Raw genomic sequence first — 16,079 nt, 5'->3', positions numbered from 1 at the left:
CTTTATTACAAAGAAAACTTACATTTATTCAAATACTGCTACTAAGCGGCCTTTTACTTCGTGATTTTTGAGTTTTTCTATGCCTTTGTCGACTTCTTCAAATGGGATTGTGATAAGATTTGGATTCATTTTTCCGGTAGCGAAGCAATCATATACACCTTTTAAGTCTTCTACTGTCCCACCATTACTTCCTAAAAGCTTAATTTCTTTTGTAATCATTGAATAAGTATTGATATTAGATTCTAATTTACCCATACCAACAATCACAACTGTTCCTTGTAGTCTTACAGCTTCCAATGCATCACTAGTTGTTTGTCCAAAACCAGCGAAGTCAACAATGACGTCACATTCTGCTTCTTTCATATCTAGAATAGTGTCGTAAACTTTTTTAGCCCCTAGTTCTTCAGCAAGTTTTCGAGCTTCTGGAGAAACGTCTGTAGCGTACACTTCGCAACCTTTAATCAACGCCATTTGCAAAGCAAATTGACCAAGTCCTCCAATACCGATAATTCCTAGTTTTGTACCTTCTTTTGCTTGTCCAATACTGAAAATAGCACGATAAGCAGTGATTCCTGCATCTGTTGAGGCTGCCCCTTCTACAAAGGAAACGCCTTCAGGAATGATTACGCATTGATGTTCAGGAACATGCACTTTTTCTGCATACCCTCCGTCATAGTTGTACCCAGCAGTTACTTTTGTTGCTCTATCCATTGGGTTAACCCCAACGCGATCTCCAACTTTAATATCTTCTACACCTTCACCCACTTCAATAACAACCCCTGCAAACTCATGTCCCATAATAACAGGACCATTTGGGAAAAGTGGCATCCAACCCGGATCTTGTAATGCTGCAACGTCCGAATGGCATAGGCCAGCAGCTTTCACATCTATCACAACGTGACCGGGAATAGCTTTTGGATCTTCTTTTTCAATCAATTCTAGTGGTTTATTTGTACCTGAAAATAGCCAACCTTTCATACTATCGCCTCCAAATAGTTTTACTACTTAATATTAACATATATTAACCATTGCATCATGCAATATTTCCTAAATTCCGACAAGACTAAACACTTATTGACATCAAATAAGGGCAAATATTAAGAATTATCGTCAATTCAATTTCATCTTTTCCCTTCCTATATTTTATATAGTCAAAAAGACTGGATCCATCTTAATCCAGTCTGGAATTGTATTGATTATATTTAACGCTACCCGTTAGTATAATGAGTTCATTTAATATTTTTACTCTTAGAGATATAATTTTCAACTAAGATTAACTGCTCGGCCATATACTTCGATGAAAAACTAAAATCATTATCAATCCAAAAATCAATCATTGCTCCTGAATTATTCATACTTCCAAGTGAAGGTATAAATAATTCAGGCAATATTTATTTTTTTAATCTTAATCACCACTAATTTTCTTTATTCAACTATCCTTCCAAGTTAATTGAACAAGAGTGAATTCCCTAATTTAAGTAATGCACTATTTAATTGAATCATCGGGCACGACACTAGACAGAAACGAACAAAAAAGAAACCCTCTTTTTAAAAGTGAACTTCTCCTCTGCCTATTTAAGTTACATCGTCACAAATGATTCATCTTTTTCGATGACATTTAATTCTGCATTTATAGCGGTTAGTAATTCTTTCGGTATACCTAGTGAGCTTAATTTAGATAAAGCAATGAATGGATTGAGTCATGATAATTAAGACTACGTGAAGGCATACGGGAATAGAGGAGTTAAAAAAACCAAACATTCTAAAAATATACTGCACGCATTCTCCACACCGCCCCCTGGAGGCTTTTCCTCCCACGACTCAACGGCTCTAATGCCCCCTCATTCCTTCGCCATGCCTGTCCAAGGGGTGGAGGTCGGTTTTGCTTTTGCACCATTTAGTTCAATAAGGATTATTCTTTTTGATATAAATTAAGACCCAATCTAAAAAGCAATATTAAGAAAGTTACAGTAAGCAAAGCGCCCATTGTATCCCAATATATTTCCCGATTTCGAATAATGCATACAATCACAATCCCAACAAGTACGCCTGCAATTCAAGAAAGGAACGTTTTTAATCTGTTAATCAAACTATCTCGCCCATTCCCTAAAAGAGTGGCATTCAGTGGAACATCACTGAATTCGGTGGATTTGTTTTTGTTTGTCACACCTTTAAGATTACAAGTCTATCGGCTTTCCGCCTGTCACCCCATAGATCTGACCGGTGATATAACTTCCTTCATCGGAAGCCAGAAGAACATACACCGGCGCAAGCTCTACCGGCTGTCCTGCACGGCCGAGAGGAGCGTTTTGGCCAAACTCAGGGATTTGTCCTTCCAATTTTCCGTTATCCAACTGCAACGGCGTCCAAATTGGTCCTGGTGCGACACCGTTGACACGCACACCCTTCGAAGCAAAGTACGAAGACAGGGTAACCGTGAAGTTGCTGATTGCACCCTTTGTAGCGGCATAATCTATTAAAGGTATGGACGGATCGAAAGACTGAACCGACGTCGTGGTGATAATCGCGCTTCCTGGTTCCAGATGTTCTTCAGCCGCTTTTACAGTCTCAAACATGCTGATGATGTTTACTTTAAAGGTGTCATGCACTTGCTTCATCGTTAAATCACTTAAAGATGGATTTGCGATTTGTTGCGCGGCATTCAAAACAAGCGTGTCCAATCCGCCAAAAGCTTCCACTGTTTTTGTAACAATCTCCGTCGCTGCACCGTCTTCCCGCAAGTCATACGGCAGCAGCAATGCTTTTCTGCCTGCTTTTTCAATTAATTCTTTGACTTCGTTGGCATCTTCTTCTTCTCCAGGGAAGTATTGGATGGCGACATTGGCACCTTCGCGCGCATAAGCAATAGCGGCGGCACGGCCAATTCCGGAATCGCCACCGGTAATCAAGGCATTGCGTCCTTCCAGGCGATTGTATCCCTTATACGATTCTTCTCCGCTGTCAGGTTTAGGTCTCATTTCATTCTGTAAAGCTGGAGTATTCTGTTCTTGATCCGGGAACTTGTCCGTGTGAAACTTCTTACGTGGGTCCGTCAGATGTGAGCTTCCCATCAAAAATCATCTCCTATCTTGTATAATTCTTAAATCTTAAAGAATGGAAAACTAAGGCAGAGAGGAAAGTATAGACTTTCCTATTTGCAAACAAAAGGGTCCGAATCGCTATTAAAACACTTTGCGCGATTGCATTAACCACGCCCTGTGCTCTTTATTGATTTTCCCTGTGATCATCTTCTTTAAACATTTCCAGATCGCCAATAAGTTGGTGAGTACCGCTCTTTAATGCACACAAGGACACCTTCTGTTAATCAACACATGGAATGCTGATTGTTACTCGTTGCTGTATCAGTAACAATCCTTGAACAATTAAGAAACAACGCTAAATATTTTTTAGAAAAAAGGAAAGAATAAACTTGCCGTAAATAATAAAGCATCTTTAACATGTATCATCATTATATTTAGAAATATCTCTGAAAGGCGGTAACATATCTTGGGAAGAATAAAAGTTAAATTATGGACAAACCAATATGTAATTATTATATTATTGTCTTTAGTAATGTTCGCTTCATTTTATATGATTACAGCAGGTTTCCCACTTTTTGTATCAACCATCAGTGACAATCCTGCAATTGCGGGCATCATGACCACGACCTTGATGTTGGCATCACTAATTACGCGTTTCTTTGCAAGTGTCATTATCCAAAAAGTTAACATGAAATTGCTCCTCATCATTTCCCTCGTTTATTTTCTGGGCACAATCGCGCTTACGTTTGTAAACCAGTCAATCGGATTTTTAATATTCATTCGAGCGCTGCAAGGGATTGGTTTTAGTATGCTTACGATGTTAGTGTTTACACTATCAAGTAATATTGTTCCTAAATCTCGATTAGGTGAGGGCATTGTTTTTTTCGCAATGTCTACAAGCGTTGGAACGACACTTGGGCCACTAATCGCGATTTCTTATCTTGCAAAATTCTCATTTCAGTCCATGATGGTGTTAACACTGGGGCTTATGTCTTTTTCCTTATTGTGCAGTTTTTTCACAAAGAATACGAAAGTTGAAAAAGAAAAGGAAAGTCCACAGACGAACAACGATGAACCTTTCTATAAATACATGTTCGATAAGCGTGTCCTTCTCCCCTGTATTCTCGTAGCATTTAATTATATGGCTATTGCAGGGACTGTCAACTTCATCGGAGCGTTTGGAAAAGAGATTAATGTTGGCGGAAGTATTTCGCAGTTTTTTATCGCACAAGGGATTGCAATGGTGGCAGTTCGATCTTTCTCCGGTAAAATTTTCGATAAATTCGGCCATAGAATCCTTATTATTCCAGGAGCTATTTCAGGGACTATCGGTTTGGTTTTATTAGGCTACTCTAATACTATGTGGATGGTTTGGATTTCAGGGGTATTATTTGGAATCGCATTTGCCATAATCCATCCAATTATCCAAGCTTGGGCAATAACGCTTGTCCCACCCGAGAAAAAAGCAACAGCCAATTCTATGCTACTTATTTTTATAGATTTTGGACTTGCAGTTGGATCAGTAGGCCTTGGATTCTTAGCTAATATTGTTGGATACGGCAGGACATTTAGTTATTCTGCAGCTTTTATGATTATTATTTTGTTGTTGTATCTAATTTGGGGCAAGAAAACGGCGGCATTAGAAGCTGATAAGGAAACATCATTGTAAAAGAAACATACTAGCAAACGGGATAGGATATTATATTTAATTTGCTCGGTTACCATGTAGATTTCATGCGTGCTTCATTTGTTGTTTGTTTTTACATGTATCCCCAAAAATAATCCCTACCGCAATCAATGAAAATTACAAGGCTTGTATGCCACCTCTCCTAGAGTAAAGGAGTCTGTTTTGGGGATTTTAAAAACACTCCAATAACATTGAATTGGCCGATAATATGGCATCAAATTATTTTATAAATAATTAAAAAACCAAGCTACTTTACTCATGTAAAGGTAACTCGGTTTTTAAAGTTTCTCGTGCAAAATGACTCCTGAAGTAACACCCAGTCAGAGGCTATTAAATTAACTTTCTTGTCACTCTATATTATTCAGCTGCCGGTTAGGTTGTATCTTTCTCCACCCATAGAACTGCATGACGTCCTTGTAACATATAAATCATTTTCATTCCCACCTTTCATGTTTTTTTAAAGTAATAAAGTTAATAGGGACGAATATGATTAGCTGCTATTTCTCGATGTTTTTCATAGATTTTTTCAACATTTTCATTATGAATTGCTTCCTTAAGAGATATCACACGTTTGGAAATAGTTATCGTGAAAAAGATGAAGTTTATCGTCATTCCATAACACCTCCTTAAAATACCCAAGAACAGAAAAAACCGCAGAGAGACTCCTCCCCTGCGGTAAAAAAAAGGCACAAAAATACCACAGGGACACGCTTCTCCCTGCAGTATGGGTATGCTTAATTACATAAAAAAACTTAAGCGATCCATTCCGATCTGGTCGAATGCATGATTTTCAATTTTTCTGAAGTTGTAGCTGCTTGTGAATTCAATCTAGCGGATACCATCATTTCATTCGACCTCCTTAAGAATTTTTTAATTTACTTGGCAATTATATCCGTATTTCAACTGTTTGTAAACACCTTTTACGTAATTTTCTAAATTATCCCTCAACAAAAAAGACAAATGGGATGTTTGCTGATCGGATTAATTTAGTCATAACTCCATTTAAAACAGTGTATTTTTTCTTAAAAAGCACAGCTTCTGCACTTTCCTTTATCATTTGAAACGACAGATACAGACAATTTTACTAGATTAAAATTAACAATCGTATGATGTGTATTTTATATGGGGTTGTTGGTTTAAGACCACTAGGTGCAGGATTTATCCCTTGGGAAGCTGTTCCGGTAGCGACTTTAGGGCAGGTTATTGCAAGAACGTTTATCCAGTGGATTGGAGCACTCATCCTAAATCAAGTGTATGTGGTGAAGGCAAAACTTGTTACAATGAGCGAAATCCAGATATGAAATGGAACCGGTGTCAGAAAGAATCGTGACACCCTTTCTAATGGATCCGCTCTTCCCCAACAATCTGCTAGAACTGTGCAAGAACTCCCTCTGAAGATCCTTGTAAAAAGTATTTCTCTCTTTCGTCAACAAAAATAAAGTGGCAAGCGTACAATAGTTACCCAATATTGGTCCTAGAATTTGTTAGAACTACTATGCATTATGGTAGAATTGTTCTGGAGGTTTTGTGACGATGGAACTTATAATAATCTTGGTTATACTTCTTGGAGTAGCTTCACTTGTGAATAAGATATACGATAGAGTGAATATAGATAATTATTCCCCGATTTGGGAATACTTCGCTAAAGCCTTCCTCTACGGAATGATCACCGTATTTACAATGTTTTATGGTAAAGAATCATTAAACGAGGTTTCCCCGCTGGAATGGGCGATTGTTGCTGTGTCAGCAATCGAAGGAACAGGAAACTATATTAATTATGTAAAAGAATCTAAAAAAATGAAAAGTAAAAAAGCAAAAAAGTAAGGTCATGAAGCATGTGTCCTTACTTTTTTTGTTTATAAGGCTTTGTTATTTCTTTGTATTATAGTGTTTACCGGTAGACTATTAACATGGAATGCAGACATTTTATAAAAAGTGTAATGTTCTTTCCTAAAATGCTCGTCTATTTTTTCATTTAGAGCATACAATGTTTTCGAGGTGGAAAAATTGAGAGAAGCAACGGCAGACAAATTACACATTTTTATCATTATGTTATTAATCAGCCTGATCATGAGTATTCAAGCACCGATTTTCACTCCTTATGCTGCAATGATTGGGGCGTCCAGTATATTAATTGGAATTATGTTTAGTGCCGCTCAACTCGCTAATCTAATAGGTAATTTAATTGCAGGTCCACTTGTTGACAGGTTTGGGAAGCGATTATTTATTACGCTTCCATTGCTTGTATCGGGTAGTTTGTTTATTTTCCATGGCTTAGTGGCTAACACTGCAGAATTATTACTACTGCCGGTATTAAATGGATTTTCATTAGCCTTTTTGATTCCAGCAGCAATGGCACTACTTTCAGGATATGCAGCGAATAGCCAGCAGCAAGGTAAAAACATGGCTGTGATTGGGATTCTTGGTACAATCGCAAGCATTATTGCCCAACTGATTGGTGGGAAGCTTGGTGTTATGGTTGGATACGCCAATTCTTATTTTGTTATTGGGGCAGCACTGATTATAACGTCTGTTTATACGATGTTTTTTCTAAAAGATAGGCAAGCAGTCACTGTGAATAGAAGAAATCAGTCATTGGGCCTTATTCAGGTTTTGGCAAATCCGGGATTGCATGTTGTTTTTCTGACAGGCTTTGCGGTGATGTACATTCATGGTGTGATCATTTATGAAATTCCTTATTTGTCGGTGGAAAAGGGTCTATCTACCGTCACAACAGGGAAAATGTTCAGTTTTATGGCTATTGGAACATTTTTTTCCTTATCTCTGTTTTTTATTAATCACTTTTCTCCTGTGAAGAGGCTGATTTTCGGTTTATTTGGTAGTTAAGAAAGTATAAAATATTTCTTACTACATAAGTGCAACTAAGGCTGTCACCCAAAGGCTTGGTGACAACCAAGTTTTCTAAGAATGTGTATGACTCTGTTTGCACTCATAAATGAGTCGACAGCAGCCTTGTCGGTTTTGTTATTTTTAATGGGGTTCTTTTTTGGGGTGATAATGCCCGCCATGGCCACAGCAGTAACAGATGCTATAGCAAGGGAAGGACATGGACGTGCATTCGGGGTGATGTCGGCTGTCTATTCATTGGGAATGATTTTCGGTTCATTTGTAACCGGGCTTATTCGTGAGGTGATTTCTCCATATTTTATTGCCTTTTTAATAGGAATGCTGGTTCTGTCATTTGTCGGCTATATGAAATTGCGTCTACCGCGATCTGCACATACAAAAGTTACTACTTTACGGTAAAAGAGGAAGGATGACGATGAAGAAGATACTTTGTTTCATTGGAATTATTGTCGTATTGGGATTTACGGCATATTTAGAATCGCCTGAAAACAGCTATCTTGGATTTAGATCAAGCTTTACAAATGAAACGAATGAAGAGTCAGAGGAAGTAAGTGCTGAAGTGGAAGAAGGCAATCCATTCGAAAGTTATTCATCCTTAGAATATGAAAAAGAGGGAACCAAAATATTAGATGGATATAGAGTGGAGTCATACCGTCAATATAATATTACTAAGGATGACGAAGGTAATGTTGTAAAAAGAGTACCAACAGATAATTATGATTATTTAAGACATAAAATAGAAGAGGAATAAGCAATGGCTGAAACTTTGTAAAGAGTTCAGCCATTTTTTTGCCTTTTTCCATATATGTTCTAGATTTTTTTACACTTTCAGAAATATTTATTATGACTTCTCACACAAACGCTGCCTCTTCGTCCACGGTCATGAAGGCAATACCGTCCTTTTTCAAAAGCTGTTTGCCTTAAACTGATTTCAATGAAATTAACCTGGATATTGATTTGATTGGCCAGTGGCATGCAACAAAGAGCTATTCGAGAAATTTTGATTATGTTATACCAACAAAGTACAGTGCACCCTCTGATAATTAACTATAATTGAGTTTTTAATTCTTTGATTTCCTGGACATCCATATGTGTAACCTCTGCTATTAGGTCCATACTCAAACCTTTTTTTAACATTTCCATTACCACTTTCTTAACACCAATTTCTTCTCCTTCTTTTCTCCCAATCTCTTTCCCCTTCTCTTCATAAGAAATCGGGATTTCCATAATCTTCTCTGCCTCTGGTAATTTTTCAACTTCTGCCATTAACTGTTCCTCCTCTTCTTTTGTTAGTTTTAAGTAAGTTTCGAAATAGCCATATATAATGCGCTGTTTTGCCGGGTCCAGTTGCATTCTGGTAATCATACGCAGAAATTCCTTCTTAACCTGCACCTTATCCTCTTCCGTGTAACCCATTTGACTCATTAAGGCCGCAGCTGCAGGATTATCTGATTGAATATATTCACGCCAATTCTTTTTACGCAGATGAAGTGTCATGTAGTTAAATGTGAGAACATGGAAAAAGGGCAATTCCATTGTGTATTGACTCTTTTCCCAATTTTCTTTATAAGTAAAAACAGCAATCGGTACAATCGGTTTTTGATATTTATTATACAACATACTAAAATAATGATACATGCGCTCATGAAAGTCATCCTGTTTATAACTTTGTGGCTCCACATGAACAATTACTACAACTTCTGTATTCTTCAGTGTTGTTTCTATGACAATATCGAGTCGACGCGTCTTGCCTTTCAGCACATTCGTATACACTTCTTCAGACAGTGGCTTAATTGCGTGAAAATCGATGTTGTCATGAACATTCGGAAAAAATGCTTCAAGAAATTCTTTAAAGAATGTGTTAATGATTTCTTTGCTTAATTGGTCATGTCCAGTGTAGGTAGATTTTGCGGAATCTTCTTTAATTAGTAGCTTTATTGCTGCCATTTCATCACGTCCTTGGAGGTTTTGGAAGAGATATTCTTAGGGGTGAATGTTCTGACTATAATATAGCATGATTATATTTGGTGGGGCAAAGGTTTATATATTTTGTTTGAGTTTGATGGCTGAACTTGGCGCTTATCCCACTATGCTAATAGTTTAGCGTAGTGGGACTAACTTTTTTATGCTTAAGAATAATATTTATTACATTAACCATCATTTATTATTAAGAAGTTCGATACACTCTCTAACCTTCTCCTTTAACCCATCCAAGTATTCACCTGGCACCAACTGAACCGCACCCATTCGATACTTCTTATAGAAATCCTCATCAAAGTATCTCATCAATTCCGCCTGTTCATCCTTAGTCGGTGTTAAAATGAATACTTGTTGTAACGCTCGTTCTCGTCGCTCGCGATGAATAATCCCATCTCTATATTTATGCATTTCTCCTAAAACCGTACCAAGATTATCGGCTACAGATACTTAGGATCAAAGATTATAATTCCCTCTTCCCCTTCTATCACAATATCAGGAATCATTCGTTGTGTGTATGTATAGTATTTGTTTGTATTTTTTTGATAGATCCGCTGAAAATAGAGCGTGCTCTTATTCTTTAAATAAATACTACTTTCCTTATTCTCAGCTAAATCTAGAAGGATACTATTTCTTTGCATTTTAAATATACCATTTGTTTTCTTCACATAACCCAATTCTCTTAACACTTTAACAACCATCATATAGCACCATATTTCATACAATTGAAACGTGTCTTTCAAAGGGATTGGATAGGATAAACCAATTCCTTCATGTTTATGGTTATACAATTGTTCAAACCAACGATACCAGCCACTAATAGAATTTCCAATAAAATGTGCTGATGAAATCTTTAATTTCTTTAAAATGTTTTCAATTTCTAATATAAATGACGATATAGAATTATCTACTTGCTCAATTTGATTATGTCCAGGTAAATTATTGCAATAATTTATATTTCTTTAAATACTCAATTCATGTTCACCAGAAACATATCCTATACACTTTCTTTGATTTTGATGAACAATATTCAATGAGACTGATTCCCCAAATTTATCCCTTAACCCCTCCATAAATACTTTAGAAATTGAAAGTAGATGGAAATTTAAGATCAATATTTTTTAGTAAACAGCCTATTAATAACAATTCCCCTATGCAATCATCAATTGTACATACACCTGTACAACTACATACAATGCAATCGCATATTTCCAATTAAATCCAATGCCATTTTTAAATCCATTCAGGCCATTCGCACCACTTAATGTAATAACTGACATAATTAATGGGGATAAAAGAATGGAAATTGCACTTCCAGAAGTAACTGTTAACACAATAATCTCTGGTGGATATGGAAGGTTTAAGCTTCCAAGTATCCCTCCGACTAACGCCATAACAGTAAGTGGACCTAATCCAAAGAAACCTAAAACAATCACAATAAATGGCAAGAAATATAATAGATTTATAAATGGAATAGTCGCTTGTAGGCCATAAATTCCATCTACAACCATCGAAGCAAAATCTGTTTGAATTAAAGAAAAAATCATCATCCCTGCACCCAACATGACACATAGCTGGTAGGATTCATAAATAATATCATCCTTCACATGTTCTTTTACTTGCTTCCATAATTTATAGACTCTCTTTTTATACATATAATAGATGAAAATCCAAGATATAACAGCAAGAGGAATAAGTACTAAAAGTTCAATATCTACGAAGGCTTGGATAATAAAGATCGAGCCAAATAACGTGAAGAATAGGATAACAAATTCAATGAAATCTTGTTTCATATATTTATCGTTATACTTATTCGAACGCATGACTTCAGCAAATTCCGATTCCAAGCCTGCAGTCAAATCCACGCCATATTTCTTTTCCTCAAAATGAGAAAAAATCAGTGCGATAAATATACCTATGATTGACATCCCAAAACCTTGTAAAATAGAAATGATAAGGGAAGCATCCATGACTTCCACAACAAATACGAAACTTGGAATACTAATTACCCACATCGTGGAAAGGGCAAATCCCCGAAGCAATGCAGTTCCCTTAAAATTTTCCCATGCCTCTCCCTTTTTTTTCTTTAAAACTTCATCGACAAAATGATAAACAATTTGAATCGAGCCAAATAAAAGGAAGTACGCAACCACCTGTGTAAATGAAATGATTCCAAAGTAAAATTTGCGACTCGTAATTAGCAGTTTGTTTCCATAACCAACAATTGCTTCTATATAAGGTTCTTCTCTTAATACCCAACTGATTAATGGTACAACAATCAATAAACCTACCATATTTCGCATTTCTAAAAAGCCTTTGTGAATTCCCTCCATAATAGGCGTTCCAGAATAATATAATACTGCAAATCCAACGATAAGAAGACTTAATGGCATTTTTAATTTTTTTACAGATAAAATAATGATGCTAAATGCCATAATTCCAATCCCAGAAATAGATAATATGGAAAGTAAATATGAATGTGTATAAAAATAGGTGATAAAGTGTAATAAACCATAAGTAGCAATGGATAGACTTAATCCCCAACTAGCGAATGCCCTCATTTGAGATACTCCCTATTAGAAATATGTATTTATTTTTAACACCTTAATTCTTGCAGATAATGGAAGAGTTATTTTAGAATGTATATATTTTGCGCCCAATGAAAATTTTAAGCTAAACTTGAAATAGGATTAAAAAGAGGAGGAAAATCTAAGAATAATGAATATATGAAGCGAATACAAAAACTGCAAACGTATTTAAAAAACAAAAAAATAGATACCGCTATGATTACGGACCCTGCCAATGTCTTTTATCTCACTGAATTTCTTTCCGCCCCCCACATACGATTTCATGGCATTGGTGATTGAAAACAAATAAGAGAAAACAATGCTTTTTGTGCCTGCATTAGATGAAGAAAGTGCGCAAGAGACTGCTGGAATTAGAAAAATCAGTCCAATTTCAGATGAAGAAGATCCTTTTTAAAATTAGAACAAAACATTTTTAAATGAAATGATGGGAATTTCAAAATAGTTTACCCCTTGAGAAATGCTTTCATTTGTAATTTATAGTGAAGTTCATTCTGATAGAATTATTATACCTTTCTAGAGCTTTCTAGAGCATAATAATTCTATTATAAATAATCTTTAAGCATTATTTTATAGTTGTCTCTTTTATATCATTAGATAAACTATCCGAAATTTCTCTTGCCCCTCTTACAATTAAATGTATGAGCTCCTCCCTATCATATTCTTCCATTCTGGCAGTAGGAATGACAGTAGACAAACTTGCAATTACTTCTGAAAACCGATTAAAGACAGGAGCGCTAATGGAATAAGCGCCTTTAACCCTTTCACCAACACTTTCTGAAAATCCTTTAAGTTTTATTTTCTCCAACTCTTCTATGAGATCAGTTTTTGACACAATTGTAGTATCAGTATAAGACTCTAGATCAAGCGAATTTAAGACAGTTTCTAATGTATTAGGTTCTAAGTGTGCTAATAGCGCTTTTGCAGAAGCACCTGCATGTAATGGAGATTCATGCCCTACATAAGTTAAATGTGTTAATTGATAGGAACTTTCGACATAGCCAATGCATTTTCTCCTATTATTATGAAGAATATTTAAAGTTACACTTTCTCCTGTTATCTTCTGAATTTTTTCCATTATTGGATAAGAAACCGCTAATATACTAGAATCCTTTTCAACTAAGTGACCCAAAAAATACAATTCTATTCCAAGTTCGTAGACTTTGCTTTGCTCGTTTCTTTGTAAAAATCCCTCATATACAAGTGTAGCTAAAATTCTTTGTAAGCTTGATTTTGATATACCTGTCATTTGATGGAAATCAGTTAAAGTTAGTTTTTTTCTTTCTATTGAAAAGCATTTTAATACAAGAATACTTCGATGAATTGTCTGCATGGAATAATTATTTTTCTTTTCCTTCATTTTTCTATCACCCTATTAGATAAATGTATATCGATGGATACTTAGACCCACCAATACATTTACCAACATATTAGTTTTAATCTACAAATATAATCATATAACAGCTATTGGACTAATCGGCGACCCAGTACCACCTTTAATTTTCAGTGGTAATGCTATAAATAAAAATTCATATATACTATTCTTAGAAAGTTCCTCCAAATTCAATGCTTCTATGATATGGATTCCTCTTTCTACCAGTAAATAGCGATGTACTGCCATCTTTGGTGAAGGTGTTTTCTCATAAGCAACCGTGTCACTACCGGTCAATACAGCTCCTTGTGCTACTAACCATTTTGCCCCTTCTAATGTTACTCCTGGTACACCTTTTTCATGAGAAATATATAATTTAGGATCATTATAGTATTTAGCCCACCCCGTTCTTATAAATACAGCGTCCCCGTCTTTTATTGTAACATATTGTCGTCTTGTAGCTTCAATTAAATCTTCTTTTGTAATTCCATAGGCGTGATCAAGAACATCTCTTTTCTTTATAAGCGGGATATCCAATACAATTGCTCTCTTAATCACTGGTGGAGCTTTATCGATGCTAAGTTCACTTAAGCCCTTATTTTTATCCTGAGTTTCATCCACACTAATATTCTCATGTAGAAGACCATCACATGAAATATGGCCAAGTGCATCCATATGTGTTCCCGTATGCGTCCCAGTTGCAATAAAATCATTCGCTGAGGATACACCGCCTTCAAAACTTAAATCATTATGCATACGTCCCATTGAATATAAGAAAGGCGGGTGAAAGGGATGATGCGGAATCCCCGGTTGGAAAGGGTGACCTAGTTCAATCACTTCCCCCTTCTTTATTACCTCAAGATGACTTATTAGATTTGATTCTTTTATAATCATATAAATCCCCCTTCAAGTTCTTTAATACCAATCAATGAAAGTCCCATTTAATTCGATAAATTTTACACCTTGATGGTCTTTGATTTTTTGTATCGCATTTTCTAGTTCATTTGGATGATCAACGTAACGGTAAAGGCAGCCAAATGATTCAGCGTATTTTTTAAAGTCTGGATTTGTCAGTTCCGTTGCAAATGTTTTACCATATTTTTTTCTTTGATTATAATTCACCGATCCATAACAATTATCATTGACTAAAATGACTGTGATTTCTAAATTTTTTTGAACTGCAACAGTTAATTCGGATGAAGTAAACATAAAGCCGCCATCACCTACTACAACGACGACCGGACGATCAGGATTTGCCATTTTTGCTCCAATTCCTGCTGGTAATGCATAACCTAATGTTCCAAACGCCATTGGAAATAAGAATGATCTTGTTCTATTTATTGGAAAATAGCGAGCCATCCAGATACCAAAAGTAGCGTTATCAACGGAATAAATGACCTCATCTCCAAATCCTTTAGCTATACTATCAAATGCTACCTTCACGTCCGGAGCTTTCGATGTTATTTCTTCATCTAGTTTTTCTTTAAATACACTTACTATCTTCTTACCTTGCTCTATTCTTTCAGGAAAGGGGATGAGAAGTTCGATTATTTTATTTAACGTATTGGAGGCCACTCCCTGAATAGCAACCTTTGTTTGGAAATTATTTTCTAGGATATTCGAATCTGGGTCAATATGAATTAAATTCTCAGGCAATGTAAAGTTACCATAATTCCCATGTTTTAATCTTGCCGAAAGTCGTGTACCAATAGCAAGTGCTGCGTCGGCTGCTTGCATAATATCTGAATCCATCATTTCCCTTGCCCAACTTACCCCAGCATATAAGGGATGTTCATTCGGCACCACGCCTTTCCCTTTTACTGTGCTAACAATCGGTGCTCCCACTATTTCTGCAAGGGTAATAAGTGCTTCTGTATCCTCTTTTTCACGAATCCCTCCACCTACGTAAATAAGTGGACGCTTCGATTTGTTTAATAATTCTGCTGCTACTTTGATTAATTCCACTGAAACAGGGAATTCCGACTTAATCGATTGAAAAAAGTTTTTATCCGTTGTAGACTCTTTTTCTAGAACATCAATTGGATACTCGAGATATACAGGCTTTTGTGGTGCCTCCAATGATTTCTGTAAAGTAGTATAAGCATCTGCATAAGAATTATCGGGATCGATAATTTGTTTAGATTCTTTTGTGATATCTTTCACCATTCCAATTTGGTCAGCCATTTCATGGATAAACCCTTTCTTTTGTCCAATAAATGGTGTTGCAATTTCAGTCGCAACGACTGCCATCGGTACGGAATCGGAATATGCTTGTGCAATTCCAGTTAAAGCATTTGTAAGCCCCGGACCAGTCGTGACAAATGCTGCTGCAAGGTTTCCAGATGACCTTGCGAAACCATCCGCCATAAACACAGCACCTTGTTCATGGCGGCAAATAACCTGTGTGAGCTCCGCTCGTGTTGAAGCTGCTTCATAAAGTGGGATGTTATGTACCCCTGGTATTCCAAATACATGACTAATGTCTTGATCGACTAAAGCTTCAACAAGTTGATTTGCAGTATTTTTTTTTGTCCTTATTTCACCCATTA

General features: G+C 36.2%; 17 protein-coding genes. 7 read left to right on the top strand and 10 right to left on the bottom strand.

Going from position 1 to position 16,079, the window contains the following annotated elements:
* Window positions 1-24 precede the first annotated feature (24 nt).
* Both CWR48_RS13585 and CWR48_RS13580 read right to left on the bottom strand, forming a co-directional pair.
* On the bottom strand, window positions 25-978 hold the full coding sequence (locus tag CWR48_RS13585; protein ID WP_115773790.1) for a zinc-binding dehydrogenase: 954 nt from the start codon (window positions 976-978) through the stop codon (window positions 25-27).
* Between the two features lie 1,199 nt (window positions 979-2,177).
* The gene (locus CWR48_RS13580) at window positions 2,178-3,071 is read right to left on the bottom strand and encodes an SDR family oxidoreductase (protein WP_115773789.1); all 894 of its coding nucleotides are present in this window, start codon (window positions 3,069-3,071) and stop codon (window positions 2,178-2,180) included.
* A gap of 436 nt (window positions 3,072-3,507) precedes the next feature.
* Here CWR48_RS13580 and CWR48_RS13575 point away from each other — a divergent pair, with 436 nt between their 5' ends.
* Window positions 3,508-4,710: an MFS transporter gene (locus CWR48_RS13575; RefSeq protein ID WP_115773788.1), complete on the top strand. Its 1,203-nt coding sequence runs from the start codon at window positions 3,508-3,510 to the stop codon at window positions 4,708-4,710.
* Between the two features lie 489 nt (window positions 4,711-5,199).
* Here the strand turns inward: CWR48_RS13575 and CWR48_RS13570 are convergent, their stop codons facing one another.
* Window positions 5,200-5,340, bottom strand: coding sequence for a YrzI family small protein (locus CWR48_RS13570; protein ID WP_115773787.1), 141 nt, complete (start codon window positions 5,338-5,340; stop codon window positions 5,200-5,202).
* A gap of 494 nt (window positions 5,341-5,834) precedes the next feature.
* Here CWR48_RS13570 and CWR48_RS13565 point away from each other — a divergent pair, with 494 nt between their 5' ends.
* The 5 genes from CWR48_RS13565 (at window position 5,835) to CWR48_RS13550 (ending at window position 8,347) form a co-directional block, all read left to right on the top strand.
* Entirely contained in the window at window positions 5,835-6,029 is a 195-nt protein-coding gene (locus tag CWR48_RS13565; RefSeq protein ID WP_115773786.1) for a hypothetical protein, read from the top strand.
* Between the two features lie 232 nt (window positions 6,030-6,261).
* Entirely contained in the window at window positions 6,262-6,552 is a 291-nt protein-coding gene (locus tag CWR48_RS13560) for a hypothetical protein (RefSeq protein ID WP_115773785.1), read from the top strand.
* Between the two features lie 183 nt (window positions 6,553-6,735).
* Window positions 6,736-7,575, top strand: a complete 840-nt coding sequence (locus CWR48_RS13555; RefSeq protein ID WP_245976807.1) for an MFS transporter — start codon at window positions 6,736-6,738, stop codon at window positions 7,573-7,575.
* Window positions 7,576-7,656: 81 nt separating this feature from the next.
* Window positions 7,657-7,995, top strand: a complete 339-nt coding sequence (locus CWR48_RS20850) for an MFS transporter (RefSeq protein ID WP_342772462.1) — start codon at window positions 7,657-7,659, stop codon at window positions 7,993-7,995.
* 16 nt (window positions 7,996-8,011) lie between these two features.
* Window positions 8,012-8,347 (top strand): hypothetical protein, encoded by a 336-nt coding sequence (locus CWR48_RS13550; RefSeq protein ID WP_115773784.1) that lies wholly within the window; start codon window positions 8,012-8,014, stop codon window positions 8,345-8,347.
* A 296-nt stretch (window positions 8,348-8,643) separates the two neighbouring features.
* Here CWR48_RS13550 and CWR48_RS13545 read toward each other — a convergent pair whose 3' ends face one another.
* The 4 genes from CWR48_RS13545 to CWR48_RS13525 form a co-directional block, all read right to left on the bottom strand.
* Window positions 8,644-9,543, bottom strand: coding sequence for an RpnC/YadD family protein (locus CWR48_RS13545; RefSeq protein ID WP_115773783.1), 900 nt, complete (start codon window positions 9,541-9,543; stop codon window positions 8,644-8,646).
* A gap of 210 nt (window positions 9,544-9,753) precedes the next feature.
* Window positions 9,754-9,984 (bottom strand): hypothetical protein, encoded by a 231-nt coding sequence (locus CWR48_RS13540; RefSeq protein ID WP_115773782.1) that lies wholly within the window; start codon window positions 9,982-9,984, stop codon window positions 9,754-9,756.
* 29 nt (window positions 9,985-10,013) lie between these two features.
* Window positions 10,014-10,364 carry a nuclease domain-containing protein gene (locus tag CWR48_RS13535; protein ID WP_115773781.1) on the bottom strand — a complete coding sequence of 117 codons (351 nt, stop codon included), beginning with the start codon at window positions 10,362-10,364 and terminating at the stop codon, window positions 10,014-10,016.
* Window positions 10,365-10,724: 360 nt separating this feature from the next.
* Complete coding sequence (locus CWR48_RS13525; RefSeq protein WP_115773780.1) at window positions 10,725-12,134, bottom strand: hypothetical protein; 1,410 nt, start codon at window positions 12,132-12,134, stop codon at window positions 10,725-10,727.
* Window positions 12,135-12,299: 165 nt separating this feature from the next.
* Here CWR48_RS13525 and CWR48_RS21220 point away from each other — a divergent pair, with 165 nt between their 5' ends.
* Window positions 12,300-12,440 carry an aminopeptidase P family N-terminal domain-containing protein gene (locus CWR48_RS21220; protein WP_115773779.1) on the top strand — a complete coding sequence of 47 codons (141 nt, stop codon included), beginning with the start codon at window positions 12,300-12,302 and terminating at the stop codon, window positions 12,438-12,440.
* A 283-nt stretch (window positions 12,441-12,723) separates the two neighbouring features.
* On the opposite strand, the gene CWR48_RS13515 is transcribed toward CWR48_RS21220, so the two are convergent.
* From CWR48_RS13515 to CWR48_RS13505, 3 genes are all read right to left on the bottom strand, one after another.
* Complete coding sequence (locus tag CWR48_RS13515; protein ID WP_115773778.1) at window positions 12,724-13,518, bottom strand: IclR family transcriptional regulator; 795 nt, start codon at window positions 13,516-13,518, stop codon at window positions 12,724-12,726.
* Window positions 13,519-13,611: 93 nt separating this feature from the next.
* Entirely contained in the window at window positions 13,612-14,424 is an 813-nt protein-coding gene (locus CWR48_RS13510; protein ID WP_115773777.1) for a cyclase family protein, read from the bottom strand.
* Window positions 14,425-14,445: 21 nt separating this feature from the next.
* Window positions 14,446-16,077, bottom strand: a complete 1,632-nt coding sequence (locus tag CWR48_RS13505) for a thiamine pyrophosphate-binding protein (protein WP_115773776.1) — start codon at window positions 16,075-16,077, stop codon at window positions 14,446-14,448.
* Between the last annotated feature and the right edge of the window lie 2 nt (window positions 16,078-16,079).

The sequence above is a fragment of the Oceanobacillus arenosus genome, assembly GCF_003369575.1.
Taxonomy (GTDB): domain Bacteria; phylum Bacillota; class Bacilli; order Bacillales; family Amphibacillaceae; genus Oceanobacillus; species Oceanobacillus arenosus.
Note: the sequence above shows the minus strand (reverse complement) of the source record. Positions and strands in the feature narration are given on the sequence as shown.

Coding starts and splice junctions, on each gene's coding strand:
- CWR48_RS13585 (WP_115773790.1), bottom strand. CDS start 978: ATGAAAGGTTGGCTATTTTCAGGTACAAATAAACCACTAGAATTGATT.
- CWR48_RS13580 (WP_115773789.1), bottom strand. CDS start 3,071: ATGGGAAGCTCACATCTGACGGACCCACGTAAGAAGTTTCACACGGAC.
- CWR48_RS13570 (WP_115773787.1), bottom strand. CDS start 5,340: ATGACGATAAACTTCATCTTTTTCACGATAACTATTTCCAAACGTGTG.
- CWR48_RS13565 (WP_115773786.1), top strand. CDS start 5,835: ATGATGTGTATTTTATATGGGGTTGTTGGTTTAAGACCACTAGGTGCA.
- CWR48_RS13560 (WP_115773785.1), top strand. CDS start 6,262: ATGGAACTTATAATAATCTTGGTTATACTTCTTGGAGTAGCTTCACTT.
- CWR48_RS20850 (WP_342772462.1), top strand. CDS start 7,657: ATGTGTATGACTCTGTTTGCACTCATAAATGAGTCGACAGCAGCCTTG.
- CWR48_RS13550 (WP_115773784.1), top strand. CDS start 8,012: ATGAAGAAGATACTTTGTTTCATTGGAATTATTGTCGTATTGGGATTT.
- CWR48_RS13545 (WP_115773783.1), bottom strand. CDS start 9,543: ATGGCAGCAATAAAGCTACTAATTAAAGAAGATTCCGCAAAATCTACC.
- CWR48_RS13540 (WP_115773782.1), bottom strand. CDS start 9,984: ATGCATAAATATAGAGATGGGATTATTCATCGCGAGCGACGAGAACGA.
- CWR48_RS13525 (WP_115773780.1), bottom strand. CDS start 12,134: ATGAGGGCATTCGCTAGTTGGGGATTAAGTCTATCCATTGCTACTTAT.
- CWR48_RS21220 (WP_115773779.1), top strand. CDS start 12,300: ATGAAGCGAATACAAAAACTGCAAACGTATTTAAAAAACAAAAAAATA.
- CWR48_RS13515 (WP_115773778.1), bottom strand. CDS start 13,518: ATGAAGGAAAAGAAAAATAATTATTCCATGCAGACAATTCATCGAAGT.
- CWR48_RS13510 (WP_115773777.1), bottom strand. CDS start 14,424: ATGATTATAAAAGAATCAAATCTAATAAGTCATCTTGAGGTAATAAAG.
- CWR48_RS13505 (WP_115773776.1), bottom strand. CDS start 16,077: ATGGGTGAAATAAGGACAAAAAAAAATACTGCAAATCAACTTGTTGAA.